At 67.9% G+C, this 25,390-nt stretch carries 27 protein-coding genes; 19 read left to right on the top strand and 8 right to left on the bottom strand.

Annotation, left to right across the window (positions count from 1 at the left end; genetic code table 11):
• The first annotated feature begins 286 nt into the window (after positions 1–286).
• Genes AC5P8Y_RS08120 through AC5P8Y_RS08105 form a run of 4 tightly spaced genes read left to right on the top strand, consistent with a single transcriptional unit; the run spans position 287 to position 3,141 of the window.
• Positions 287–868: a nitroreductase family protein gene (locus AC5P8Y_RS08120; protein WP_005412319.1), complete on the top strand. Its 582-nt coding sequence runs from the start codon at positions 287–289 to the stop codon at positions 866–868.
• Positions 865–1,800: a 5'-3' exonuclease gene (locus AC5P8Y_RS08115; RefSeq protein WP_005408166.1), complete on the top strand. Its 936-nt coding sequence runs from the start codon at positions 865–867 to the stop codon at positions 1,798–1,800. Before AC5P8Y_RS08120 ends, AC5P8Y_RS08115 begins: the two co-directional genes overlap by 4 nt.
• Positions 1,797–2,351, top strand: a complete 555-nt coding sequence (locus tag AC5P8Y_RS08110; RefSeq protein WP_005408165.1) for an NUDIX hydrolase — start codon at positions 1,797–1,799, stop codon at positions 2,349–2,351. Before AC5P8Y_RS08115 ends, AC5P8Y_RS08110 begins: the two co-directional genes overlap by 4 nt.
• Positions 2,344–3,141, top strand: a complete 798-nt coding sequence (locus AC5P8Y_RS08105; RefSeq protein ID WP_049402841.1) for an N-formylglutamate amidohydrolase — start codon at positions 2,344–2,346, stop codon at positions 3,139–3,141. Before AC5P8Y_RS08110 ends, AC5P8Y_RS08105 begins: the two co-directional genes overlap by 8 nt.
• Before the next feature lie 138 nt (positions 3,142–3,279).
• On the opposite strand, the gene AC5P8Y_RS08100 is transcribed toward AC5P8Y_RS08105, so the two are convergent.
• Positions 3,280–4,698, bottom strand: a complete 1,419-nt coding sequence (locus AC5P8Y_RS08100; protein WP_049402842.1) for an MFS transporter — start codon at positions 4,696–4,698, stop codon at positions 3,280–3,282.
• Between the two features lie 105 nt (positions 4,699–4,803).
• Between AC5P8Y_RS08100 and AC5P8Y_RS08095 the strand changes: the two genes are divergently transcribed.
• Positions 4,804–5,688: a LysR family transcriptional regulator gene (locus AC5P8Y_RS08095; protein WP_033834184.1), complete on the top strand. Its 885-nt coding sequence runs from the start codon at positions 4,804–4,806 to the stop codon at positions 5,686–5,688.
• Positions 5,689–6,063: 375 nt separating this feature from the next.
• Here the strand turns inward: AC5P8Y_RS08095 and pip are convergent, their stop codons facing one another.
• Both pip and prmC read right to left on the bottom strand, forming a co-directional pair.
• Positions 6,064–7,005 (bottom strand): prolyl aminopeptidase, encoded by a 942-nt coding sequence (gene pip / locus AC5P8Y_RS08090; protein ID WP_014646006.1) that lies wholly within the window; start codon positions 7,003–7,005, stop codon positions 6,064–6,066.
• Positions 7,006–7,053: 48 nt separating this feature from the next.
• Positions 7,054–7,911, bottom strand: coding sequence for a peptide chain release factor N(5)-glutamine methyltransferase (gene prmC / locus AC5P8Y_RS08085; RefSeq protein WP_495201895.1), 858 nt, complete (start codon positions 7,909–7,911; stop codon positions 7,054–7,056).
• Between the two features lie 297 nt (positions 7,912–8,208).
• Here prmC and ahpC point away from each other — a divergent pair, with 297 nt between their 5' ends.
• The 5 genes from ahpC (at position 8,209) to AC5P8Y_RS08060 (ending at position 13,171) form a co-directional block, all read left to right on the top strand.
• On the top strand, positions 8,209–8,772 hold the full coding sequence (gene ahpC / locus AC5P8Y_RS08080; RefSeq protein ID WP_005408159.1) for an alkyl hydroperoxide reductase subunit C: 564 nt from the start codon (positions 8,209–8,211) through the stop codon (positions 8,770–8,772).
• Positions 8,773–8,995: 223 nt separating this feature from the next.
• Positions 8,996–10,588: an alkyl hydroperoxide reductase subunit F gene (gene ahpF / locus AC5P8Y_RS08075; RefSeq protein ID WP_288416757.1), complete on the top strand. Its 1,593-nt coding sequence runs from the start codon at positions 8,996–8,998 to the stop codon at positions 10,586–10,588.
• An 85-nt stretch (positions 10,589–10,673) separates the two neighbouring features.
• Positions 10,674–11,636, top strand: a complete 963-nt coding sequence (locus tag AC5P8Y_RS08070) for a LysR substrate-binding domain-containing protein (RefSeq protein WP_005412310.1) — start codon at positions 10,674–10,676, stop codon at positions 11,634–11,636.
• A 123-nt stretch (positions 11,637–11,759) separates the two neighbouring features.
• Positions 11,760–12,164, top strand: coding sequence for a nucleoside diphosphate kinase regulator (rnk, locus tag AC5P8Y_RS08065; protein ID WP_005408156.1), 405 nt, complete (start codon positions 11,760–11,762; stop codon positions 12,162–12,164).
• A gap of 50 nt (positions 12,165–12,214) precedes the next feature.
• Complete coding sequence (locus AC5P8Y_RS08060) at positions 12,215–13,171, top strand: transaldolase (protein ID WP_111172415.1); 957 nt, start codon at positions 12,215–12,217, stop codon at positions 13,169–13,171.
• 36 nt (positions 13,172–13,207) lie between these two features.
• On the opposite strand, the gene AC5P8Y_RS08055 is transcribed toward AC5P8Y_RS08060, so the two are convergent.
• From AC5P8Y_RS08055 to AC5P8Y_RS08045, 3 genes are all read right to left on the bottom strand, one after another.
• Entirely contained in the window at positions 13,208–13,585 is a 378-nt protein-coding gene (locus AC5P8Y_RS08055) for a hypothetical protein (RefSeq protein WP_495201894.1), read from the bottom strand.
• A 309-nt stretch (positions 13,586–13,894) separates the two neighbouring features.
• Entirely contained in the window at positions 13,895–14,560 is a 666-nt protein-coding gene (msrA, locus tag AC5P8Y_RS08050) for a peptide-methionine (S)-S-oxide reductase MsrA (RefSeq protein WP_049402197.1), read from the bottom strand.
• A 30-nt stretch (positions 14,561–14,590) separates the two neighbouring features.
• Positions 14,591–14,854 carry a putative signal transducing protein gene (locus tag AC5P8Y_RS08045; protein ID WP_005408153.1) on the bottom strand — a complete coding sequence of 88 codons (264 nt, stop codon included), beginning with the start codon at positions 14,852–14,854 and terminating at the stop codon, positions 14,591–14,593.
• Between the two features lie 259 nt (positions 14,855–15,113).
• Here AC5P8Y_RS08045 and AC5P8Y_RS08040 point away from each other — a divergent pair, with 259 nt between their 5' ends.
• The 6 genes from AC5P8Y_RS08040 to AC5P8Y_RS08015 all read left to right on the top strand — a co-directional run bounded on the left by AC5P8Y_RS08040 (position 15,114) and on the right by AC5P8Y_RS08015 (position 20,489).
• Positions 15,114–16,862: a glutamine--tRNA ligase/YqeY domain fusion protein gene (locus tag AC5P8Y_RS08040; RefSeq protein WP_495201893.1), complete on the top strand. Its 1,749-nt coding sequence runs from the start codon at positions 15,114–15,116 to the stop codon at positions 16,860–16,862.
• Between the two features lie 43 nt (positions 16,863–16,905).
• The gene (locus AC5P8Y_RS08035; protein ID WP_049433507.1) at positions 16,906–17,559 is read left to right on the top strand and encodes a membrane protein; all 654 of its coding nucleotides are present in this window, start codon (positions 16,906–16,908) and stop codon (positions 17,557–17,559) included.
• Between the two features lie 51 nt (positions 17,560–17,610).
• On the top strand, positions 17,611–18,333 hold the full coding sequence (locus AC5P8Y_RS08030; RefSeq protein ID WP_049402195.1) for a DUF6348 family protein: 723 nt from the start codon (positions 17,611–17,613) through the stop codon (positions 18,331–18,333).
• A gap of 97 nt (positions 18,334–18,430) precedes the next feature.
• Entirely contained in the window at positions 18,431–18,991 is a 561-nt protein-coding gene (locus AC5P8Y_RS08025) for a nucleoside deaminase (RefSeq protein WP_033834176.1), read from the top strand.
• The gene (gene rlmM / locus AC5P8Y_RS08020) at positions 18,975–20,042 is read left to right on the top strand and encodes a 23S rRNA (cytidine(2498)-2'-O)-methyltransferase RlmM (RefSeq protein WP_033834177.1); all 1,068 of its coding nucleotides are present in this window, start codon (positions 18,975–18,977) and stop codon (positions 20,040–20,042) included. Before AC5P8Y_RS08025 ends, rlmM begins: the two co-directional genes overlap by 17 nt.
• 51 nt (positions 20,043–20,093) lie before the next feature.
• Positions 20,094–20,489 carry an EF-hand domain-containing protein gene (locus AC5P8Y_RS08015; RefSeq protein WP_005408148.1) on the top strand — a complete coding sequence of 132 codons (396 nt, stop codon included), beginning with the start codon at positions 20,094–20,096 and terminating at the stop codon, positions 20,487–20,489.
• Between the two features lie 304 nt (positions 20,490–20,793).
• On the opposite strand, the gene AC5P8Y_RS08010 is transcribed toward AC5P8Y_RS08015, so the two are convergent.
• The gene (locus AC5P8Y_RS08010) at positions 20,794–21,975 is read right to left on the bottom strand and encodes a UbiH/UbiF family hydroxylase (protein ID WP_111109095.1); all 1,182 of its coding nucleotides are present in this window, start codon (positions 21,973–21,975) and stop codon (positions 20,794–20,796) included.
• Positions 21,972–23,180, bottom strand: a complete 1,209-nt coding sequence (gene ubiH / locus AC5P8Y_RS08005) for a 2-octaprenyl-6-methoxyphenyl hydroxylase (RefSeq protein ID WP_495201892.1) — start codon at positions 23,178–23,180, stop codon at positions 21,972–21,974. Before ubiH ends, AC5P8Y_RS08010 begins: the two co-directional genes overlap by 4 nt.
• A gap of 106 nt (positions 23,181–23,286) precedes the next feature.
• Between ubiH and AC5P8Y_RS08000 the strand changes: the two genes are divergently transcribed.
• The 3 genes from AC5P8Y_RS08000 to AC5P8Y_RS07990 are packed head-to-tail and all read left to right on the top strand — an operon-like array spanning position 23,287 to position 25,382.
• On the top strand, positions 23,287–23,871 hold the full coding sequence (locus AC5P8Y_RS08000) for a hypothetical protein (protein WP_005408145.1): 585 nt from the start codon (positions 23,287–23,289) through the stop codon (positions 23,869–23,871).
• 8 nt (positions 23,872–23,879) lie between these two features.
• Positions 23,880–24,434: a cob(I)yrinic acid a,c-diamide adenosyltransferase gene (locus AC5P8Y_RS07995; protein ID WP_033834179.1), complete on the top strand. Its 555-nt coding sequence runs from the start codon at positions 23,880–23,882 to the stop codon at positions 24,432–24,434.
• 9 nt (positions 24,435–24,443) lie between these two features.
• The gene (locus AC5P8Y_RS07990; RefSeq protein WP_049402190.1) at positions 24,444–25,382 is read left to right on the top strand and encodes a histone deacetylase family protein; all 939 of its coding nucleotides are present in this window, start codon (positions 24,444–24,446) and stop codon (positions 25,380–25,382) included.
• Positions 25,383–25,390: the final 8 nt, after the last annotated feature.

The raw sequence follows: 25,390 nt of genomic DNA, 5'->3' as shown, positions 1-25,390 counted from the left end.
ATCGCGACAACCGGCACACCCCATGTACCGGTACGTCGATGGTAGGCCGGCCAGCCCGTCACGGACAGTGAAACAGTCCTCACTTCAAACCTCATGACCGGCGGCCCGGCAAGGTAGATATCGTAAGCCGTGCAAGGCCTGCGAGGCGAGGGGAAGCGGCCGCCCGTTTCCCGCCAGTGGCATGACGTTCATCACAGTTTGGTATTCAAAGGCCAGACGCGACACAGACGGTGTCTTTGACCACCCCGACTATAATCAAACCTTCGTGATGACCGGTTCAGACTCCATGCCCGATCCCGCCGCCCTGCTCGCCCTGGATGCCCGCCGCTCAGTGCCTTCGCGGCAACTGGCCGAGCCCGGCCCGGACCCGGCCACCCTGCAGCGGATGCTGGCTTCGGCAGTGCGCGTGCCCGATCACGGCAAGCGCGTACCGTTCCGCTTCCTGAAGATCGCTGGCGATGCACGTCACACTCTGGGCGACTTCCTGGCCGAGCGCAGCCGCCAACGCGACCCGCATGCGGGCGAGGCCGTGTTCGAGAAGGATCGCCAGCGTTTCAGCCATGCGCCACTGGTGATCGTGGTGGTGGCCAGCCCGCGCCCGGACCCGAAGGTCCCCGAACAGGAGCAGCTGATGACCGCCGGCTGCGTCTGCTTCGCCCTGCTGCAGGCCGCACAGGCGCTGGGCTTCGGCGCGCAGTGGCTGACCGCCTGGATGGCCTTCGACCCCGCCGTGCACGCCTACCTGGGCCTGGCCGAGGGCGAAGGCATCGCCGGTTTCATCCATATCGGCACGCCGAAGGCCGCCGTGCCAGAGCGCGAGCGTCCGGACCCTGCCACCCTGCTGCGCGACTGGACGCCTCCGGCATGACCCTGCCGGTACCACCGCCGTCGCTGTACCTGGTCGACGCCAGCATCTATGTGTTCCGCGCGTGGCATTCCCTGCCCGACCAGTTCCAGGACGCGCAGGGCTGGCCGACCAACGCCGTGCACGGCTTCGCCCGCTTCCTGCTGGACCTGCTCGAGCGCGAACGCCCGCGTCACATCGCCATCGCCTTCGACGAAGCGCTGGACAGTGGCTTCCGCCACCGCCTGTACCCCGCCTACAAGGCCAACCGCGACCCGGCGCCGGAGGCGCTCAAGCGCCAGTTCGTGCACTGCAAGGCGCTGTGCGCGGCGTTGGGCCTGGCGGTGCTGGCGCACCACGAGTACGAGGCTGACGACCTGATCGGAAGCGCCCTGCATGTGCATCGTGGCAGCCACCGCGGCGTGATCATCTCCGCCGACAAGGACCTGTCGCAGCTGCTGCTGGATCACGACGAGCAGTGGGACTACGCACGCAACCAGCGCTGGAACGTGGCCGGAGTGAAGGCGCGGCACGGCGTGCACGCGCACCAGATCGCCGACTACCTGGCGCTGTGCGGCGATGCGGTGGACAACATTCCCGGTATCAGTGGCGTCGGCAGCAAGTCCGCCGCCGTGCTGCTGGCCCATTTCGGCAGCATGGATGCACTGTACGAACGGCTGGACGAAGTGCCTTTCCTGCGCCTGCGCGGCGCCGCCCAGATGGCGGTGCGCCTGCGCGAGCAGCGCGAGCACGCCCAGCTCTGGCGCCAGCTGACCACCATCGCGCTGGACGCGCCACTGGAAGGCAGCCAGCCCGGCCTGCTGCGCCAGGCGGCCGATCCCGAGCTGCTCGGCGGCCTGTGCCAGACCCTGCGCTTCGGCCCGATGACCCGCCGCCGGCTGTTCGATGCCGCCGGCGTGCCCGATATTCTTCCCACCCACAGCGAGCCCGCATGAGCCAGCGCAACACCGAAGCCCCGCGTGTCGTCTATGAAGGCAAGTACCAGCGCATGCTGGTGCGCGGCACCTGGGAATACAGCGAACGTACCCACGCCGGTGGCCTGGCCGCGATCATCATCGCCGTCACCCCCGAGGACAAGGTGCTGTTCGTAGAGCAGTTCCGCGTGCCGCTGCAGGCACCCACCATCGAGATGCCGGCCGGCTTGGTCGGGGACATCCACGCCGGCGAATCGATCGAAGTCTCGGCCGTGCGCGAACTGGAAGAAGAAACCGGCTGGACCGCCGATCACGCCGAAGTGCTGCTGATCGGCCCGACCTCTTCCGGCGCCAGCAGCGAGAAGATCGCCTTCGTGCGCGCGACCGGCCTGCGCCGCGTTGGCGAGGGCGGTGGTGACGACAGCGAAGACATCATCGTGCACGAGATTCCGCGCAGTGAGGCAGCGGCCTGGCTGGTGCAGAAGATGGGCGAAGGCTACGAGCTGGACGCCAAGCTCTGGGCCGGGCTGTGGATGATCGAGCATCACCTGGACGGACGCCCGCGTGGCTGACGCCGACCTGCATGCGCTGCCGGCGCTGCTCGGCGCCGACGACCCAGCGATCTACACCCTCCACCGGCCGCATGGCGCGTCGCCGTACCTGCTGCTGGCCGATCATGCCGGCCAGCAGGTGCCGCGTGTCCTCGCAGGCCTGGGCTTGCCGCAGGCCGAACTGGACCGCCATATCGGCTGGGACATCGGCATTGCCGGCACCACCCGCGCACTGTCCGAACGGCTGGATGCCTGGGCCATCGAACAGACCTATTCGCGGCTGCTGATCGACTGCAACCGCCCGCTGGCCTCGCCGACGCTGATTCCGGAGGTGAGCGACCACACCGTGGTGCCGGGCAATGCTGGGCTGTCGGCGGCACAGCGGCAGCAGCGTATCGATGCGATCCACGCGCCCTACCACGCGCGCATCGACGCGGAACTGGATGCGCGCCGAGATGCCGGCCGCCCCACCCTGCTGGTGATGATGCACAGCTTCACTCCGGCGATGAACGGCGCGCAGCGACCGTGGCATGCCGGCGTGCTGTACCACCAGGACACGCGCTTCGCCCATGCCTTGCTGCAGGCACTGCGCGACGAAGGCGACCTGGTGGTCGGTGACAACGAACCGTATTCGGTGAGCAGCACCAGCGACTACGCGGTGCCGGTGCATGGCGAAGGCCGCGGGCTGGTGCACGTGGAACTGGAGATCCGCCAGGACCTGATCGCCGATGTGGCTGGGCAGCAGGCGTGGGCGGAGCGGCTGGCGCGGATCTTCAGCGCATTGCAGCCGCAGTTGCTGGCGTTCGGTTGAACGCGCGTGGATCCATTCCGGATCGGTAGTGCCGGCCGCTGGCCGGCAACCTCAGGGTAGTTGGATCATTGCATTGTCGGCCAGCGGCCGGCACTACCGCAGGCGTGGCACATCCACCACCCACGCCAGCGCCTTCAATCATGCCTCGCTGACCGGGCAGACGGTGGCGGCCGATTCGACCGGCGCCGGGCGCAGGCCCAGCGCGATCACCACGCCGAGCGCGGCGAACAACGCGGCGCCGTACTGTGCATTGACCATGCCCTGCAGGGCGTCGGCACTGGTTGCGGCCTGCGTGCCCCGCGCGGCGTTGGCCACCATCACCAGCACCGCCAGTCCCAACGCGCCGCCGATCTGCTGGGCGGTGGCCGCCATGCCGGACGCGACGCCTTGCTGCGGACCGGGCACGCCCTGCCCGGCCACGATCCACATCGCTGTCCAGCTCATGCCCTGGCCGATGCTGAGCACCACGATGCCCGGCAGCAGCGGCCAGTAGCTGGCACCGTGCGGCATCGCCAGCGCCACCGCGGCAATGCCGATGGCACCGGCGGCGAAGCCCCAGGCCAGTACCTGCCGTGGCGAACGGCGCCGCAGCATGCGTTCGGCAATACGGATGCCGAAGGTGCACACCAACGTCGGCAGCAGGAAGGCCATGCCGGCCTGCAGCGGGCTCCAGCCATAGCCATCCTGGAAGTAGAGCGCCAGGAAGTAGTACTGCACGCCATAGCTGCTCATGAAGGCGAAGGTCAGGCCGAGTGCCGCGCGCAGGCCCGACAGGCGCAACAGCGAAAACTGCATCAGCGGGTCACGGCTGCGTTTTTCGATCTGTACGAACACCGTCAACAGCACGGCTGAAAGCAGCAGGCAGATCAGCGTGGCCGGTGCCGTCCAGCCCCACTCCGGTCCTTGCACCAGGGTGGTGACCAGCAGGCTGCCGCCGGCGGTGACAGTGAGGCAACCGGCCAGATCGAATGAACGGCCCTGCACCCGTGGACCATCGGACGGCAACCACGCACCGGCTGCGACCGCGCACGCCGTGGCCAGCGGCACGATCACCGCCAGCACCGCCGGCCAGCCGAACGCCTGGGTCAGCACGCCACCGAGCAGCGTGCCCAGCGCCAGGCCGACCGCGCTGGCCATGCTCCAGATCGCCAGCGCGCGGTTGCGCACCGGGCCTTCGGCGTACAGCGTGTTGATCAGTGCCAGCGTGGCGGGGAACAGCAACGCGGCACCGACGCCCTGCGCGGCGCGCGCGATGATCAGCCAGGTCGCATTCGGCGCCAGTGCGCCAAGCAGCGACGCCAGTGCGAACAGCAGCATGCCCAGCCGGTAGAAACGGCGACGGCCGATCAGGTCGGCGGCGCGGCCGCCCAGCAGCAGGCTGCCACCGAACGCCACGGTGTAGGCACTGACCACCCACTGCAGCTGCTGCGCGTTGATCTGCAGCGCGCGGCCCATGTCATGCAGGGCGACGAAGATGATGGTGGCGTCCAGCGCGATGATCAGCTGCGCGGTGGCCAGCAGGGTCAACGCCCAGCGCGGGTATTTAAGGGGAGGCATCGGCGGTCTGGATCGATGGGGGAGCGCAGTCTCATTGATGCGACCGAATCAATAAACCCCCTGCCCACCATTTCTGTCATGATTTTCCGCATGAATGCAGCCTCGATGGACCTCAATGCGGTGCGCATGCTGGTGCAGGTGGCCGAAGCGCGCAGTTTCACCGTGGCCGCCGGCCAACTCGGCCTGAGCCAGTCCGGCCTGTCGCGCGCGATCGGGCGGCTGGAAGCCACGCTGGGGGTAAAGCTGCTGCAGCGGAACACCCGCAACGTGGCGTTGACCCCGGATGGCCGCCAGTTCGTGGAACAGGTGGCACCGCTGCTGGCCGGCCTGGACGATGCCGAGCGGCAACTGGCCGACCGCCCGTGCACGCCCTCGGGTACGTTGAAGATCAGTGCGCCGTCGATGTTCGGGCGCAAGGTGCTGGTGCCGATGCTGGCGCCATTGCTGGAACAGCATCCGCAACTGCAGGTGGAAGCCGTGCTCAGCGACCGCCTGGTCGATCTGGTCGAGGAAGGCTTCGATGCCGCGCTGCGCACCGGCGTCATCGCCGACCAGCGCATCGTCGCGCGGCCATTGCGGCCGCTGCGCTGGGTGACGGTGGCCAGCCCCGCTTATCTGGCCCGCTGTGGCGCACCGGACGATGTGGCCGCGCTGCAGGATCATGCTTGCCTGGCGGTGCGCAACCTGCGCAGTGGCCGGCTGGTGGACTGGCAGTTCCTGCAGGACGGGCAACTGCGCGAGTTCACGCCGCCGACGCGGATGGTGTTCGACAGCGGCGATCCGCTGGTGGAAGCGGCCATCGCTGGCATCGGCATCGTGCAGGTGATGGATTTCGCGGTGGCTGATGCCTTGGCCGACGGCCGCCTGCAGCGCGTGCTGCAGCCTTTCGAAGGCCGCAGCCGCGCGCTGTCACTGATCTACCCGCCGTCGCGCCAGCATTCGCCGAAGCTGCAGGTGCTGGCCGACGCGTTGCTGGCCGGGGATTGGTAACGCCGGCCACTGACCGGCGTCTGCAGGAATCCACCCGTTTCAGGTTTGCCGGCCAGCGGCCGGCACTACCAGGCTGTGGTCGATCCACGCCATGCGTGGATGAGGGTTGATAGCGCCGCGCATGACCCGGCGCTACCGGTGCGGCGTTGCCGGCCAGCGGCCGGCACTACCAGGCTGTGGTCGATCCACGCCATGCGTGGACGAGGGTTGATAGCGCCGCGCATGGCCCGGCGTTACCGGTGCGGCGTTGCCGGCCAGCGGCCGGCACCACCAGACTGTGGTCGATCCACGCCATGCGTGGACGAGGGTGGGTAGCGCCGCGCATGGCCCGGCGCTACCGGTGCGGCGTTGCCGGCCAGCGGCCGGCACTACCGATCAGGCGAAGCTATCGGTAGCGCGTACCAGCGCGTCCACGTTCTCGGCCTCGAACGCCGAATGGCCCGAGGCCGGGGTGATTTCCAGCTTCGCCTTCGGCCAGACCTTGGTCAGGTCCCAGGCGTTGGCCAGCGGGCAGACCACGTCGTAGCGGCCGTGCACGATCACGCCGGGAATATCGGCAATGCGGTGCGCGTCGCGCAGCAGCTGGTCTTCCACCTCGAAGAAGCCGCCGTTGACGAAGTAGTGGTTCTCGATGCGGGCGAAGGCCAGGGCGAAGTGCGGGTCTTCGTGGCTGTTGATGAAGTCGTCATCGACATGCAGGAAGCTGGTCGCGCCTTCCCACACCGCCCACGCCTTGGCCGCTTCCAGGCGGGTGGTTTCGTCGTCGCTGGTCAAGCGGCGGTGGAAGGCCGAGATCAGGTCATGACGCTCCACCGACGGGATCGGCTTCAGGTAATGCTCCCACGCATCCGGGAACAGGCGGTTGGCGCCTTCCTGGTAGAACCATTCCAGCTCCCAGCGGCGCAGCATGAAGATGCCGCGCAGGACCAGTTCGGTCACGCGCTGCGGATGGGTTTCGGCATAGGCCAGCGCCAGGGTCGAACCCCAGCTGCCACCGAACACCTGCCAGCGATCGACCTTGAGGTGTTCGCGCAGCTTCTCGATATCGGCAACAAGGTCCCAGGTGGTGTTGTCCACCAGGTCGGCGTGCGGTGTGGAACGGCCGGCACCGCGCTGGTCGAACAGGATGATGCGGTACTTGGACGGGTCGTGGAACTGGCGCATCTTGTCGCTGCAGCCACCGCCCGGGCCACCGTGCAGCATCACCACCGGCTTGCCGTCCGGGTTGCCGCACTGTTCGAAGTACAGCGTGTGGCGGTCGTCGACCTTCAGGGTGCCGACGTCGTAGGGGGTGATGGCGGGGTACAGCGTACGCATGCTTGCAGCTCCAGGGTGATGCCCTGCCGGGGCAGGAGAACCTCCATTCTAGGCCGGACGCCGGCCCAGGGTGATGCGGTCGCGCTGCTCCAGATCCTGCACGGTCTGCACCTCGGCAAACCCCGCCGCGTCGAACAGCGCGCGGATCGCCTCGCCCTGGTCCCAACCGTGCTCGATCAGCAGCCAGCCGCCGGGCAGCAGGTGGGCCTGGCCACCGTCGACGATGCGGCGGATGTCGTCCAGGCCATCCGGACCCGAGGCCAGTGCGGTGGCCGGCTCGAAGCGCAGGTCACCCTGCTCCAGATGCGGATCGTCGCTGGCGATGTACGGCGGGTTGCTGGCAATCAGATCAAGACGCGCGCCCTGCAGCGGCGCATACCAGTCGTGCCCGCCTTCAGCGAAGCGGACGTTGCGCAGATCATGGCGGACGGCATTGCGCGCGGCCACGGCCAGCGCGCCCGGGCTGGCGTCGGTGGCCAGCACCTGCGCCTGCGGCCGTTCGCTGGCCAGTGCCAGTGCAATCGCACCACTGCCGGTGCCCAGGTCGGCCAGCTGCAGCGACTGGTCTGGCGGCAGGCGCTCCAGTGCCAGCTCGACCAGCAGCTCGGTTTCCGTACGCGGGATCAGCGTGGCCGGGTCGACCTCCAGGTCCAGCGTCCAGAATCCGCGACGGCCGGTCAGGTAGGCCACCGGCTCACCGGCCACGCGGCGGGCCAGCAACGCCTCGAAGGCGGCCTGGTCATTGGCGGCCAGCGGATCGGTGGCGTGGGCGAACAGCCAGCTGCGCGGGCGATCCAGTACATGCAGCAGCAGCAGTTCAGCCTCGTGGCGGGCCTCGATGCCGCCGAGACGGGCACTGGCCTCGGCCACGGTCTGGCGCAGGGAGGGTTCGGTCTGGAAAGACATGCCGCAATTGTAGAGCCGCAGTCGAGCGTGGCTCGACACTACAAAAAGCTGCAATCCGTTCAGGTTCTGCCGGAGGGAATAAGGAGGGGCTATCGGCCCCTTTCCGCGCCTCCGGGAGATTTCCCTTGTCACACAGCCAGTTGCAGGATGGGAGCGGCAAGGTTCAGTGCCTGCTCATGACCAAATGATAGACTACATCTATCAAATAGATGCAATCAATGGATTGTTCTTATCGCCAGCGAGTCGGTAACCTAGCTCCTGTCGATTCACCCACTCCCCTTCACCAGAGGAAAAACGATGTCCCTGATCAACACCCAGATCCAGCCGTTCGAAGCCAACGCTTACCACAATGGCGAGTTCATCAAGGTTTCCGACGCCAGCCTGAAGGGCCAGTGGTCCGTCCTGATCTTCATGCCGGCCGCCTTCACCTTCAACTGCCCGACCGAGATCGAAGACGCGGCTGACCATTACGCCGAGTTCAAGAAGGCTGGCGCCGAGGTCTACATCGTCACCACCGATACCCACTTCTCGCACAAGGTGTGGCACGAAACCTCGCCGGCCGTCGGCAAGGCCCAGTTCCCGCTGGTCGGCGACCCGACCCACCAGCTGACCAACGCCTTCGGCGTGCACATTCCGGAAGAAGGCCTGGCCCTGCGCGGCACCTTCATCATCAACCCGGAAGGCGTGATCAAGACCCTGGAGATCCACTCCAACGAGATCGCCCGTGACGTTTCCGAGACCCTGCGCAAGCTGAAGGCTGCCCAGTTCACCGCCGCCAACCCGAACCAGGTCTGCCCGGCCAAGTGGAAGGAAGGCGAGAAGACCCTGACCCCGTCGCTGGACCTGGTCGGCAAGATCTAACGCAGTACCGGCCTGCCGTGGCCCCACGCCACGGCGCGCCCTTCATGCCCATGCCGGTGCCCTACCGGCGTGGGGGTGAACCCAAGACAGCCAACGCTCGCCCGCCTTGGCCAGCCAGCCCCTTCCACGGTCGCTGTCTTGGGTTCACCCCTACCCCCAGCTGGTCCGCTACCTTGTACAGCGGTGCCACGCCCCCTGTTTGCCTGAAGCCAGGAGAAGACCGATGTTGGACGCCAACCTGCAGTCGCAGCTGAAGACCTATCTGGAGCGCGTGACCCGCCCGATCCAGATCACCGCGCACGCCGACGACGGCGCCAAGTCGCAGGAGATGCTGGAACTGCTGCAGACCCTGGAAAGCCTGTCGGACAAGATCTCGCTGCAAGTGCTGCGCGATGGCCAGGGCCGCGTGCCGTCCTTCGACCTGGGCACCCCGGGCCAGGACATCCACCTGACCTTCGCCGGCCTGCCGATGGGCCATGAGTTCACCTCGCTGGTGCTGGCGCTGCTGCAGGTGGGCGGTCATCCGTCCAAGGCCACCGCCGAGCTGATCGAGCAGGTGCAGAACCTGGAAGGCGAGTACAGGTTCGAAACCTACTTCTCGCTGTCCTGCCAGAACTGCCCGGACGTGGTGCAGGCGCTGAACCTGGCGGCGGTGCTCAACCCGCGCATCCAGCACGTGGCCATCGACGGTGCCCTGTTCCAGGACGAAGTCGAGAAGCGCGAGATCATGTCGGTGCCGACCGTGTACCTCAACGGCGAAGTGTTCGACCAGGGCCGCATGACCCTCGAGCAGATCGTGGCCAAGCTGGACACCAATGCCAGCAAGCGCGATGCCGAGAAGATCGCCGCCAAGGACGCCTTCGACGTGCTGGTGGTGGGCGGTGGCCCGGCCGGTGCTGCAGCGGCGATCTACGCCGCACGCAAGGGCATCCGCACCGGCATCGCCGCCGAGCGTTTCGGTGGCCAGGTGCTGGACACCATGGCGATCGAGAACTTCATTTCGGTGAAGGAGACCGAAGGCCCGAAGCTGGCCACGGCACTGGAACAGCACGTGCGCGAGTACGAGGTGGACATCATGAACCTGCAGCGCGCCAGCGCGCTGGTGCCGGCCGGCGAAGACGGCCTGGTGCGGGTGCAGCTGGAGAACGGCGCGGTGCTGAAGTCGCGTTCGGTGATCCTGTCCACCGGCGCGCGCTGGCGGCAGATGAACGTGCCGGGCGAAGACCAGTACCGCAACAAGGGCGTGGCCTATTGCCCGCACTGCGATGGCCCGCTGTTCAAGGGCAAGCGCGTGGCGGTGATCGGCGGCGGCAACTCCGGCGTGGAAGCGGCCATCGATCTGGCCGGCATCGTGTCGCATGTAACCCTGCTGGAGTTCGATTCCAGCCTGCGCGCCGATGAAGTGCTGCAGAAGAAGCTGCGCAGCCTGGCCAATGTCACCGTGCTGACCAGCGCACAGACCACCGAAGTGCTGGGCGACGGCAGCCGTGTCACCGGCCTGGTCTACAAGGACCGCGTCGGCGGCGACGCCCACCGCGTCGAGCTGGAAGGCATCTTCGTGCAGATCGGCCTGCTGCCCAACACCGAGTGGCTGAAGGATGTGGTGGCGTTGTCGCCGCGTGGCGAGGTCGTCATCGACGACCGCGGCCAGACCAACCTGCCGGGTGTGTTCGCTGCTGGCGATTGCACGACGGTACCCTACAAGCAGATCATCATTGCCATGGGCGCCGGTTCGACCGCCGCACTGAGCGCGTTCGACCACCTGATCCGCTCGTCGGTGAGCAACAGCAGCGGTGCCGTTGCTGAAGCGGCCTGATCCACCGTTCCCAGATCACCGGGAACATTGTCTGCCTGTCGGGTAACCACGCCGTCAGCCGGTCCGTTACCCTTGGGGTGTAAGGATGAACCTACGTGATCTGAAGTACCTGGTAGCCCTGGCCGACCACAAGCATTTCGGCCGGGCTGCCGCCTCCTGCTTTGTCAGCCAGCCCACGCTGTCCACGCAGATCCGCAAGCTGGAAGAAGAACTGGGCCTGCCGCTGGTGGAACGCGCACCGCGCAAGGTGATGCTGACCCCGGCCGGCCAGGAAGCGGCGGCACGGGCACGGGTGATCGTGTCCGAAGTGGAGCAGCTGAAGGAAGCGGCGCGACGCAGCCGCGACCCGGAAGCCGGGACGGTGCGCCTGGGGATCTTCCCGACCCTCGGTCCGTACCTGCTGCCGCATGTGATCCCACGCATCCGCGAGCGCTTCCCGGAGCTGGAACTGCTGCTGGTCGAGGAAAAGAGCGATGTGCTGCTGGACCGCCTGCGCGAAGGCAAGCTGGACGCCGCGCTGCTGGCGCTGCCGGTAATCGACGACCAGCTGCACGCCGAGTTCCTGTTCGAGGAACCATTCCTGCTGGCGGTGTCCGGGCGCCACCCGCTGGCCCGCCGCGAACACCTGGATGTGCAGGAACTGGCCACGCAGAAGCTGCTGCTGCTGGAAGATGGCCACTGCCTGCGCGACCAGGCGCTGGAAGTGTGCCGCCTGTTCGGCGCCAACGAGAAGTCCGAGTTCCGCGCCACCAGCCTGGAGACGCTGCGGCAGATGGTTGCCGCCGATGTCGGCATCACCCTGCTGCCCAGCCTGTCGGTGCAGCCGCCGGTGCCGCGCTCCAACAACATCCGCCTGCTCGACTTCACCGGCGAGGGCCGTCCCAGCCGTCGCATCGCCATGATCTGGCGCCGCAGCTCGGCCATGAACGACTTCCTGATGGAACTGGCCGACCAGTTCAAGCGCCTGCCGCAGGCGCTGTTCACCCTTGATGCGGTGAATGCCACCGGCGAAGCGACCGCCCTGCCCGGCCCCGCCCTGAACGGCTGAACCCCCGCAGCACCGGCCTGGAATCGGCAGGAGTCGATTCCGGCCGCATTTGTCCCCACAATACAGACAGGCGGCGCCAGCAGGTGCCGCCTTTTGCATGGCTTTCAACCAAGGAGCTTCACCATGAGTACCGCCAGCGGCCTGCCGCCGTCGATCACCGTTTCCACCTTCGACATGGACCGCCTGGACGCCATGCTCGAATCCCCTGCGCTGAGCCAGACGCCTGCCGCGCTCGCGCTTGCTGAAGAACTCAACCGGGCCACCGTGCTGGCACCGGACCAGATTCCCGAAGGCATCGTCATGATGCATTCGCGCGTGGAGTGCGAAGATGAAGTGTCGGGCGAGAAGCACGTCCTGACCCTGGTCTTCCCCCGCGAAGCCAACGTCGATGAAGGCAAGGTTTCCGTGCTGGCCCCGGTCGGCAGTGCCCTGCTCGGCCTTTCGATCGGCCAGAGCATCGACTGGAACGCGCCCGGCGGCCGCAAGCTGCGCCTGCGCGTGACTGCGGTCCACAACGACCGCCCCTGATTACCGCTGCGCACCGCGCGCGATTCGATCCCCCTGCACCAGGAGCCGTAATGAGTACCCCGTCCAAACTGTCCCAGCTGCGCGAACTGTCCGTGGTCGTTGCCGATACCGGTGACTACGAGGCGATCAAGCGCCTGCAGCCGGTGGACTGCACCACCAATCCGACCCTGGTGAAGAAGGCGCTGGACCTGCCGGTCTACGCCGAGCTGATCGAACGCGAACTGGCCTGGGGCCGCCAGCAGAGTGGCGACCGCGAAGCCGTGGTGCACGCCGTGGCCGACCGCCTGACCATCGGCGTCGGCGCGCTGCTGAGCACGCTGGTGCCGGGCCGCGTGTCCACCGAAGTGGACGCCGACCAGGCCCACGACACCGCCGCCACCGTGGCCAAGGCCCGCCAGTTCATCCAGATGTACGCCGATGCCGGCGTGCCGCGCGAGAAGATCCTGATCAAGATCGCCGCGACCTGGGAAGGCGTGGAAGCCACGCGCATCCTGCAGGCCGAGGGCATCGACTGCAACCTGACCCTGATCTTCAACCCGACCCAGGCGCTGGCCTGCAGCGAAGCCGGCGCGTTCCTCATCTCGCCGTTCGTCGGCCGTATCCTCGATTGGTACGTGGCCAACGGCCAGACCCCGGCCACCATCGACGAAGACCCGGGCGTGAAGTTCGTGCGTGGCGTGTATGCCGAATTCAAGCGCCGTGGTTCGCCGACGGTGGTGATGGGCGCCTCGTTCCGTTCGACCGCGCAGATCGAAGCGCTGGCCGGCTGCGACCGCCTGACGATTTCGCCGGACCTGCTGGAGAAGCTGGACGCCGACCACGGCGAGTTGCCGCGCAAGCTGGTGGCCGGTGCCGCCGATGGCACGGCGGTGACCCCGATCGACGCGGCGAAGTTCGCGGCGGACCTGGCGGCCGATCCGATGGCCACCGAGAAGCTGGCGACCGGCATCGAGGCGTTTGCCAAGGATCTGGAAGCACTGCGCGAGCGGATCCGCGCGGCACTGTGATTCCGGCCAACGGCTGAGCCCCTCGTGGCGGGGGGCTCAGAGCAAAAGCCGTGCTGGGTCGGGCGGGTTGGGTTCGCGGGAGACGCCGTGAATCCATCCCTGGAGGCTTGGCCGCCGCATCCATGCGGCGGACACTACCGCGAACCCAACCCGCCCGCCCTCTGACAGTTTCCTGTGGCCGCCCGCCACGGGAGAAAGAAGGAAGAGCAAAAGCGGGTCGCGCGCTTCGCTTGCTTGGATCGGAGCATGGCTATGCCGGTCGTCCTGACCGGCACCCTCCGGGCCGTCGCAAGCGACGTTGGCAGCGGCTCCTGCCGCTGCCTTCAGCTCTACAGAAAGCACTGCAGGACCAAACAAAAAGGACACGGCGAACGCCGCGTCCTTTTTGTTTTTCTTCAGTTCGTCAGTAACCAATGCTCTCGCCCACCGTCACCGGGAAACTCTCGGAGGTGGGGCGGTGTGGGTTGGCAGGACCGATGGCGCCATGGATGGCGCCATCGAGCCCCCAGGGGTGAGGGCGCTTTGCTTGCGAAGCACTGCTTCGCAAGCGCCCGAACGCACAGCCGCCAGCGGCTGGGCCGGACCGCGGAGCGGGGTTCACGGCGTGTCCTGCCAACCCACACCGCCCCACCCAACCCGCAGAAACCCAGAGCCGCTTTGGCTTTGGCTTTGGCTTTGGCTTTCAGCCGTTGACGTTGCCCGCCGCAGGCGGACCACCGCGCGTCAGCGCGGCGCCTCCACATCCAACCCGATCGGGCAGCTCACGCCGGTGCCGCCGATGCCGCAGTAGCCGTTCGGGTTCTTCGCCAGGTACTGCTGGTGGTAATCCTCGGCGTAGTAGTACGCCGGTGCCGGGTACATGATCTCAGTGGTAATCGGGCCGTAGCCGGCCGCATCCAGCTGCGCCTGGTAGGCCTCGCGGCTGGCCAGCGCGGCCTTGTACTGCGCCTCGTCGGTAGCGTGGATCGCCGAGCGGTACTGGGTGCCGGTGTCATTGCCCTGGCGCATGCCCTGGGTCGGGTCGTGGCTCTCCCAGAACAGCTGCAGCAGGCGCTCCAGGCTCACCACCGCCGGGTCGAACACCACCTGCACCACTTCGGTGTGCCCGGTCAGGCCCGAGCACACTTCTTCATAGGTCGGGTTCGGGGTGATGCCGCCGGCGTAGCCGACCGAGGTGCTGTACACGCCCGGCTCGGTCCAGAACTTGCGCTCGGCGCCCCAGAAACAGCCCAGCGCGAAGCGGATCTGCTGCAGGCCGGCGAAGCGGTCCTTCAGCGGATGGCTGTTCACGAAGTGCTGGTTGCTGTGCAGCGGCAATGGCTGCTCGCGCCCCGGCAATGCCTCTTCCGGGCGCGGCAGGCGCTGCTTGAAGGCGCCGATGCCGAGGATGCCCTGGCCAATTCCCAACATGATGCGCTCCTACGCCGGAAGTCCGGCTATGTCGTCTGCATCTGAAATGGGGGCGTCCGGCGCGTGGCCCAAGTCCAGCGCCGCCACGATGTCCTCGGCCTGCGGGCGTGCCGCATCGGGGATTCCCACCCGCAGCACACCAAACAGCGGCAGCTCGCCCATGCCGCCCAGCAGCTGCTCGCCAAACACGAAGGCCGGGATGCCGGCATCTTCCAGCGCGTGCTTGACCAGGTGGGCGTCGAACAGGTTGTCGGCCTTGTACACGATGTGCATGCGGCGGCTCCGTGGGACAGGGTTCCAGCATACGCCCGGGGGCTGAATGGTGGTGGTGACGGCGCATGACCGTTCTGCCGGCCAGCGGCCGGCACTACCCATCCACCTTCCGGTAGCGCCGGCAGCGGGCCTGCGGAATGTGGATCGCCGTGCAGTTGGGTAGTGCCGGCCGCTGGCCGGCATCCCCACACCCCACCGGGCAGCCCTGCCCCGTACGCGCTAGACTGTTGGTCTTTCTGCCCTTTTTCGCCCCAGACTCATGTCCGAGCACACCCCCGCCAGCCCCGAGACCCCCGCCGACAGCCACGAGAAGCGCGATTTCATCCGCCAGATCGTGCGCGAGGACCTGGCCAGCGGAAAGCACCAGGCGATCAAGACCCGCTTCCCGCCGGAGCCGAACGGCTACCTGCACATTGGCCACGCCAAGTCGATCTGCCTGAACTTCGGCATCGCCGGCGAATTCAGCGGCGTCTGCAACCTGCGCTTCGACGACACCAACCCGGCCAAGGAAGACCCGGAATACGTGGCCGCGATCCAGGACGACGTGCGCTGGCTGGGCTTCGAGTGGAACGAGCTGCGCCATGCTTCGGACTACTTCCAGGCCTATTACCTGGCCGCGGAGAAGCTGATCGAGCAGGGCAAGGCCTACGTCTGCGACCTGTCGGCCGAGGAAGTGCGCGCCTACCGCGGCACCCTCACCGAACCGGGCCGCCCGTCGCCGTGGCGCGACCGCAGCGTCGAGGAAAACCTCGATCTGTTCCGCCGCATGCGCGCAGGCGAGTTCCCGGATGGCGCGCGCACCCTGCGCGCGAAAATCGACATGGCCAGCGGCAACATCAACCTGCGCGATCCGGCGCTGTACCGCATCAAGCACGTCGAGCACCAGAACACCGGCAGCGCGTGGCCGATCTACCCGATGTACGACTTCGCCCACGCGCTGGGTGATTCGATCGAGGGCATCACCCACTCGCTGTGCACGCTGGAGTTCGAAGACCACCGCCCGCTGTACGACTGGTGCGTGGACAACGTCGATTTCGCCCATGACGACGCGCTGACCCAGCCGCTGGTCGATGCCGGCATGCCGCGCGAAGCCGCCAAGCCGCGCCAGATCGAGTTCTCGCGTCTGAACATCAACTACACGGTGATGAGCAAGCGCAAGCTGATGGCGCTGGTCACCGAGCAGCTGGTGGACGGCTGGGAAGACCCGCGCATGCCGACCCTGCAGGGCCTGCGTCGCCGTGGCTACACCCCGGCCGCGATGCGCCTGTTCGCCGAGCGCGTGGGCATCAGCAAGCAGAACTCGCTGATCGACTTCAGCGTGCTGGAAGGCGCGTTGCGCGAAGACCTGGACAGTGCCGCGCCGCGCCGCATGGCAGTGATCGATCCGGTCAAGCTGGTGCTGACCAACCTGCCTGAGGGCCATGAAGAACAGCTGACCTTCAGCAACCACCCGAAGGACGAGAGCTTCGGCAGCCGCGACGTGCCGTTCGCACGCGAAGTGTGGATCGACCGCGAGGACTTCGCCGAAGTGCCGCCGAAGGGCTGGAAGCGCCTGGTGCCGGGTGGCGAAGTGCGCCTGCGCGGCGCCGGCATCATCCGCTGCGACGAAGTGATCAAGGATGCCGACGGCACCATCACCGAGCTGCGCGGCTGGCTGGATCCGGAATCGCGTCCGGGCATGGAAGGCGCCAACCGCAAGGTCAAGGGCACCATCCACTGGGTCAGCGCCGTGCATGGTGTGCCGGCCGAGATCCGCCTGTACGACCGCCTGTTCTCGGTGCCGAACCCGGATGATGAATCGGAAGGCAAGACCTACCGCGATTACCTCAATCCGGAATCGCGCCGCACCGTCACCGGCTATGTCGAGCCGGCCGCGGCCAGCGCCGCGCCGGAGCAGTCGTTCCAGTTCGAACGTACCGGCTACTTCGTCGCCGACCGCCGCGACCACACCGAAGCCACGCCGGTGTTCAACCGCAGCGTGACCCTGCGCGATACCTGGTCGGCCTGAGGACCTGCGCGGGCGCCAGCACGGCGCCCGCACGCCATCGACAATGATCACCGCCCTCTCCGTCCTGTTCTGGTTCATCTCGCAGCATCCGCTGCTGACGTTCTTTGCAGCGATGGTGCTGGCCGGGCTGGTCTCGTGGTGGCGGCGCTTTCCGGGCTACGCCATCGTGGTGTTCCCGCTGGCGATGCTCAACATGTTCTTCGGCCACTTCCTCAACGCCACCTTCCTCAACGTGGTGGGCGAGCGTGGTGAAGCGGTGATCGTCAAGGCCGAGCGAACCAGCTCCACGCTCAACGAGCAGTACATCTGGCGCTACGAAGGGGTGCTGCGTACCGCCGAGGGCCGCGACGTGGACGTGGTGTTCCACACCAACACCGCTTCGCTGTGGCCGCTGGAAAACGCCATCCGTATCCCGGCGCGCGACCAGCCGTTCGTGGTCAAGTACACGCCGGGCTTCCCACGCAACTTCGTCATCCTCACCAATGAATCCCCGCACGGCGTCGCCCAGGCCCGGGCCAGCGCGCGCGAGCGGGTGGAGGTGGCGGCACGCAAGCTGCATTTCAGCCCGGGCAATGCCGAGTTCCGCGCGGACTATCGCCGCGAGCTGGGAAGCTGGCTGCGCGACCACGGCAACGATCCGCAGCAGCAATCCGACGCGCAGCGATATCGCGCCGAACTCGACGCGCTCGACCGCTAGATGCCCAGGCCCTGCCTGGATGTTCCACCCCATCCACCCCACAGGCCTGACATGACCACGACCTCCGCCGCTCTCCTCCCGCTGCTGCAGCAGGTCCTTCAGGACGCGGGCGTCGCCAGCCACGTCGACGGCAACGCGCTGCTGCTGGACAGCGGCCTGCGCCTGACCCCGCATGCAATGGCCGCACACGCGCGCGACAACGGTGGTTGGCAGACCTCCACCGTCATTGAAAGCCAGCATCCGCAGTTGTTCGCCGATGGTCTGTTCGAGTACCAGCACGCAAATGGTGCCGATGAGCAGGCATCGCTGTTGTCCGGCTTCCAGGCCTGGGCCCGGGTGGACCTGGTGACCCTGCAGACCGCGATCGGCGCCCAGGACGCACCGGGCCTGCCGATGATGGGCCTGACCTATCCGGCCGGTGACAATGGCGAGGAACACGAGCGCACTGTAGTGCTGGGGCCGTTGGCGCACTACCGTGCACAGGAAGTGGATGCCTCCACCTGCAGCGAAGACGATCATGGCTCCTGCCCCTGCTGCCTGTTCACCCGCAGCATGGAGGCCTTCGACGAGCTGCTGAAAGCCCGCCAATTCCTCGCCATCCGCCTGTTCGCCTCGCGCGATGCCGACGGCCTGTGCGAGGCCGATTGCCGGGTCAACGGCCACGACTTCGCCGCCGCCCTGCCCCTGCTGCGCGCCTACGCGGCCAGCTGGCCGCAGGCCGGGCTGGAGTTCCGTAAGCAGTACGTGGTGATCCGCACCGGCTCGCCGGGCTGACCCACGCCCACACCCGGTACAGGCCCGTGCGGCTACACTGCGCGCCGGTTCCCCAAGCAACCGCACTTTTTCCCATCCCACACGAGGCACCCCCGCGATGCTGTACGCGCAAGTCCACCTGACCCTTCCCGCCTGGATCCACGACCAGATCGACCTGGATCGTCGATATCCGAGCGATGAGGCCAAGGTCGCGCTGGCGATCGAGCTGTCGCGGCTGAACGTCGAGCACGCCAGTGGCGGTCCGTTCGGTGCCGTGGTGTTCGGACCGGACGACAAGGTCATCGCCGCGGGCGTGAACCGGGTGATGCCGCACGCGACCTCGCTGGCGCACGCCGAGAACATGGCCTACATGCTGGCCCAGCAGCGCCTGCAGACCCCGCGCCTGAACGCGGTGCTGTCGCCGGTCACCCTGGCCACCAGTTCGCAGCCGTGCTGCCAGTGCTATGGCGCTACCGTGTGGGCCGGCATCGACCGCCTGCTGATCGGTGCCAACTCGGCCGACGTCGAGGAACTGACCCCGTTCGATGAAGGCCCGCTGCCGGCCGACTGGGTCGGCGAGCTCAACAAGCGTGGCATCGAAGTGGTGCAGGGCCTGAACCGCGACGCCGCGCGCAGCGTGCTGCGCACCTACGGGGAAAGCGATGGCGCCCGTTACTGAGACCGGCATCGGCCTGCTGTGCCTGTGCCGGCAGGGCTTCGAGCCCGAGCTGGCCGGCGAGCTGCAGTTCCGCGCCGGTGAAGCCGGTTTCGCCGGCTACGCGCGCACCCAGCGCAATGATGGCTACGTGCTTTTCATGTGCGACGAAGCCGCCGCGCTGGCGCCGCGCCTGCGCTGGCGCGAGCTGATTTTCGCGCGGCAGAAGCTGGTGGTGCTGGCCGAGCTGCCGCAGCTGGACCCGGCCGACCGTATTACCCCGATGCTCGACGTGCTGGCCGATGCGCCGCGCTTCGGCGACCTGTGGGTGGAACACCCGGACTCGGACGCCGGCAAGCCGCTGTCCGGGTTGGCCCGCGCCTTCGGCAACGCACTGCGCCCGGCGCTGCGCAAGGCCGGCAAGCTGACTGACAAGCCGAACAACCGCCTGCCGCGCCTGCATGTGGTGTTCGTCGACGGCACCCACGCCTTCGTCTGCGTGGCCGACCCGACCGACAGCGCGCCGTGGGCACTGGGCATCCCGCGCCTGAAGCTGCTGCCCGAAGCACCCTCGCGTTCGGCGCTGAAGCTGGACGAAGCACTGCTGACCCTGCTGACGCCGGAAGAACGCGAAGCACTGGCCAAGCCCGGCATGCGTGCAGCCGACCTGGGCGCCGCCCCCGGCGGCTGGACCTGGGTGCTGACCCGCCAGCACATGCACGTGTTGAGCATCGACAACGGCCCACTGCGCCAGCACGTGCTGGACACCGGCCTGGTCGAGCACCTGCGCGCCGATGGCTTCCACTGGCACCCGGAACAGCCGCTGGACTGGATGGTCTGCGACATGGTCGAGCAGCCGCGCCGCGTGGCCGAACGCATGGCCACCTGGTTCCGCGAAGGCTGGTGCCGGCACGCGATCTTCAACCTGAAGCTGCCGATGAAGAAGCGCTGGGACGAAACCCGCCTGTGCCTGGACCTGTTCCAGGACCAGGCCGGCAAACCGCTGGTGGTGCGTGCCAAGCAGCTCTATCACGACCGTGAGGAGATCACCGTACTGGCCTCGCCGTTGCGCTGAGGCCATCACGTCCGCCGGGCATACCCCGGCGCTGCAGAGGGAGGAGCATCCATGCGACATCGAACGATTCCGCTGCTGATCACCCTGCTGGCCGCCGCACCAGCGGTGGCCCAGCAATTGCCGCACACCCCGGCACAAAGCCAGCCGCTGGGCCCCACCGGCGGCGCGATCCGCCAGCAACCGCTGGATGCGGGCCGGGTCAGCGGCAGCGTCGAGATTCCGCAGCCGGCCGGCGAGGCGCAGGTGACCGTGCGTTCGCTGGAACCGAGCAGCGTGGTTGGCCAGTACCGCATCCACTTCGCTGCGCTGGATGTGAACGGCGATGGTTTCATCAGCCGCGAGGAAGCGCAGGCGAATCCGGCGCTGGCCGATGAGTTCAATGCGTTGGACGTGAAGCGTCGCGGCAAGCTGGATCGTGCCGACCTGGCCGGCTGGCTGGTCGACTGAAAAAGGGGACGGAGGGGATCAAGTCGTTTGTGGCACAAACGACTTGATCCCCTCCGTCCCCTTTTTTGATCCAGCGCGATCTTCATCCACGCATGGCGTGGATCTACTGGAGCAACGGCGGTAGCGGAGTCCGCTTCCGGTAGGTGCCAACCTTGGTTGGCACAGCATCGGAAACGCCGTCGCCCCATCTGGGCCGACGTGACCTGGCAGACGTGCCAACCAAGGTTGGCACCTACCAGAGCGGGATCCCGTGGTTGCTAACGCGCCAGCGGTGCCCCCCAGCAACGTGCGGTTCGCTCTCCGGCTACACCCCGGCGGCGCGCTTCCAGAATGCCTGCACCATCGGCGGCCATTTGCCGACGCAGCCCAGCGCGCGTCCGCGGGCCAGGGTCAGGTGCATTTCGTCGTTGGAGAACAGGCGGTTGATCGCATCGAAGCTGTAGGCGGCGATGTGGTTGTCGCTGCGCCGTTCGCGTGCCCAGCGCTGCAGGCGCTGCGGCGACAGCCGCGGCTGCCCACGGCGCTCGGCCGACGGCGCCAGCCACTGCTGCAGGGCGGACACATCGCGCAGGCCCAGGTTCACGCCCTGCCCGGCCAGCGGATGCACCACGTGCGCGGCATCACCCAATGCCAGCACACGGCCGGCCACGTAGTGACGTGCCAGCTGGCGGCGCAGCGGGAAGGCTGCGCGCGGTGATGCCAGCCGCAGCTCACCCAGCCGCGCCGCGAAGGCGCGGGTCAGTTCGCGGTTGAAGCTGTCTTCGTCCAGCGCCAGCACGCGCGCCGCCTCGTCCTCGGGCAGGGTCCAGACGATCGAGCTGCGGCGCTCGGCCACCGGCAGCAGCGCCAGCGGCCCGCTCGGCAGGAAACGCTGCCAGGCGGTGGCCTGGTTGGGAAGATCGCTGTCCACGTAGGCCACCACGCCACGCTGGTGGTAGTCATGCTTTTCAACCTCGATCCCGGCCAGTTGGCGCAGGGTCGATTCGGCGCCGTCGGCGGCTACCGCCAACGCCGCTTCCAGGCGACGACCGTCATCCAGGCGCAGGCGCACGCCGTCGTCGTCCTGCTCCAGCGCTTCCACCCGCGCCGGGCAGTGCAGCTGCACGCCCGCCGCCGGCAACGCCGCCCACAGGCGATCCTGCAGCAGGCCGTTCTCGACGATGTAGCCCAGTTCACGACGGCCGAAGCGATCGGCATCGAACAGCAGATCTTCGCCGCCGGCCGCATCCCACACCTGCATGCGCCGGTAGGGCCAGGCGCGGGCCTGCACGATCGCCGGCCACACGCCCAGGCGGCTCAACAGTTGTACGTTGTCAGCAGCGAAGGCGAACACGCGGAGGTCAGGCTGTGCGGCCTGCCACGGCGCGGGCTCACGACCTTCCACCAGCGCCACCGACAGGCCGGCATCGGCCAGCGCCAGCGCGCACGCGGCACCGACCACGCCACCACCGACGATGGCCACATCAAGGCGCATGCGCCGGCTCATGCGGCTTCTCCGCGGCACAGGCGCGGCACTTCGCCGCGGAAGCCCATCGCGCCACCGACCAGCATCGACTGCACCGATGCGCGTTGCGCGGCCACCAGGCCGAGGCTGCGCAGCGGCCGCATCAGCGGCGTCGGGTTGCTGGTCAGGCGCGCCAGGCCGCCGGAGAACGCCACCGTCTGCCGGCGATCTTCCTCGCGGCGCGCGACATAGGCCTGCAGCAGTGCATCACTGCCGGCATCTTCATGCGCATCCTCCAGCAGCTCGGCCAGGGTCAGCGCATCGCGCAGGCCCAGGTTGAAGCCCTGTGCACCCAGCGGATGAATGGTCTGCGCGGCATTGCCCAGCAGCACCGTGCGCTCACCGGCCAGGGCGCGCGCCAGCACCTGGATGAGCGGGTAGGCGCTGCGCGGGCCGGACTCGAGCAGGCGGCCGGCACGCCAGCCGATCGCGTTCTGCAGGCGTTGCAGCCAGGCGGCATCGTCCAGCGCCATCACCGCATCGGCCTGGTCGCGCGCAACACCATGCACGGTGCCGAAGTGACGATCGCCGCGCGGCAGCAGGGCCGTCGGACCGGTATCGGTGAAACGCTCCCACGCGGTGCCATCCGGCACGCGCTGGCTGCGTACACGGGCCACGAACAGGGTCTGCTGGAAATCATGGCGGTCGACCTCGATGCCCAGTGCACCACGCACGCCACTGGTCGTACCGTCGGCACCCACCACCAGCCGTGCCAGCAATACGCGCTCGCCGGCCTCATCGGCGACCCGCACCTGGCGGTAGCCGTCGACCACTTCACCCAGGCCCAGGAACCGCATCGGCCGGTAACGGCGCAGCCGCGGCAGCTCCTGAAGCCGCGCTTCCAGCGCCTGGCCGAAGTCGCGGGCGACCACCACCTGGCCGAACCAAGGCCGGTCGTAATCGGCCGCTTCCAGCTGCACACGGCCGAAATCGCCGGCACGGCTGACGTGGATGCGCCGGATCGGGCCCGGTGCCATCGCCAGCTTCTGCATCACCCCCAGCGCGGTCAGCGCATTGACGGTGGCAGCGGCAAAACTGAGATTGCGCTGGTCGAACACCGCCGGCAGCTCGCCGGCCGGGCTGGCCTCGAGCAGGCCCACGTCGCGGCCGAGGCGGTCCAGGGCAATGGCCAGGCTGGCGCCGACCAGGCCACCACCGACAATCAGCACGTCATGTCGTTCACTCATGCGTTCATGATACGCGCTCGCCCCGTCTGTACGCCGAACGGCCGGTCCTGCGCCAACCCGCGCGGCGGGCTAGAATGAAACCTGAATCCGCTCCGGGCCCGCCACCATGTCCGACACTGCCAACCGCGCCTTCGTCCTGTCCGTGCTCGTTCTGGTGCTGGCAGCGACCCGTGTCAATCACTTCGCGGCGATCCCCGATGCCTCATGGGCGGTGTTCTTCATCGGTGGCTTCTACCTGGCCCGCTGGACGCGCTGGGCGTTCCCGCTGCTGATGGTGTTCGCGGTGCTGGTGGACTGGATCGTGATCCGCAGCAGCGGCCTGGACTTCTGGCAGCACTACTGCGTGTCGCCGGGCTACTGGCTACTGCTGCCGGCCTATTTCTCGCTGTGGGCCGGCGGCATGCTGCTGGGCCGCAACTACCAGAGCGCGCGCTGGCCGGTACTGGCCAAGGGCGCGCTGCTGCTGGTCGCCTCGGTGGCGGTCTGCCACCTGCTGGCGCAGGGCGGCTTCTACTGGACCAGCAGCAACGTGGCCGAGCCGACCCTGGCCGGCTGGGCACAGAACTACGCGCAGTGGTTCGGCCCCTACCTGCGCACCACGGCGATCTACGTGGCGCTGGCCGCCGCCCTGCAGCTGGCCGTGGAGCAGGTGTTGAAGCTCCAGCAGGCCCGCCGCGACATCCGCCACTGAGCCGCGACATGGGTCATCGCCTCTCGCGCATCTACACCCGCACCGGCGACGACGGCAGTACCGGCCTCGGTGACGGCCAGCGCGTGCCCAAGGATGACGCCCGGGTGGCGTCCTACGGCACCGTCGACGAGGCCAATGCCGCGCTCGGCCTGCTGCTGGCCGTGCCCCTGCCCGAGGATGTGCGCGCGCTGGTGGTGCATCTGCAGCACCAGTTGTTCGACCTGGGCGCCGAACTGTGCATCCCCGGCCACGCCGCGATCCACGCCGCCGATGTCTCCGCCCTGGAACAGCAGCTGGACCATTACAACGCCGGCCTGCCGATGCTGAAGGAATTCATCCTGCCGGCCGGCGGCGAAGCCGCCGCGCGCTGCCATCTGGCCCGCACCATCGTCCGCCGCGCCGAGCGCGAAACGGTCACCCTGGCCCGCCACGAGGCCGTGCGCAGCGAGGCGTTGCAGTACCTGAACAGGTTGTCGGACCTGTTGTTCGTACTGGCCCGGGTGCTGGCCCGTGCCGACGGCCAGGGCGAAGCGCTGTGGCAACCACAGCAGCGCCAGCGCTGAGCCTGCACGATGCTGGTCTACACCCATCCGTCCTGCCTGCTGCACGACCCCGGCCCCGGCCACCCGGAGTGCCCGCAACGCCTGCAGCATGTGCTGGACGCGCTGCACACCGCGTTCCCCGGCCAGCTGGAGTGGCGCAAAGCGCCACCGGCCAAGTTCGGTGAACTGACCCGGGTCCACGACAGCGCCCTTCTCGACTTCGTGCTGCAACCGCAGACCGCACCGCTGCGCCAGCTGGACATGGACACCTGGACCTCACCCGGCTCGGCCAGCGCCGCCGTGCACGCCGCCGGTGCCGGCGTGGCCGCGGTCGATGCGGTGATGCTGGGCGACGACCCGCTGGCCTTCTGCGCGGTACGCCCGCCGGGACACCACGCCACCAGCAGCACGGCGATGGGCTTCTGCCTGCTCAACAACATCGCCATCGCCGCCGCCTATGCCCGCGACCGCCACGGCCTGGAACGGATCGCGGTGGTCGACTTCGACGTCCACCACGGCAACGGCACCCAGGACATCTTCCAGCACGACGCCCGGGTCTCGTACTACAGCACCCACCAGGCCGGGCTGTTCCCCAATTCCGGCCTGCGCCGTGACCGCGGTGCCGGCAACCTGATGAACATCCTGCTGCCGCCGGGCAGCGGTGGCTTCCGCTTCCGCAACGTCTGGGCCGACGAGATGCTGCCGGCCATCGACGACTTCCGCCCGCAGCTGCTGCTGATCTCGGCCGGCTTCGACGCCCACCTGCGTGATCCGCAGGCGGACCTGATGCTGGAGACCGACGATTTCGCCTGGATCACCGGTGAACTGCACGCGCTGGCACGCCGTCACGCGGCCGGCCGGGTGGTCTCGATGCTGGAGGGTGGCTACGACCTGCAGGCCCTGGCCGAGTGCAGCGTGGCCCATGTCCAGGCCCTGCTCACGCCGTCCGTGGGCACCTCCGCCGGATGAACCCGAAC

This window comes from Stenotrophomonas sp. YJH_SMC_12-1 (genome assembly GCF_059370935.1).
The sequence above is the reverse complement of the archived record's forward strand: the minus strand, read 5'-3'. Positions and strand labels throughout refer to the sequence as shown.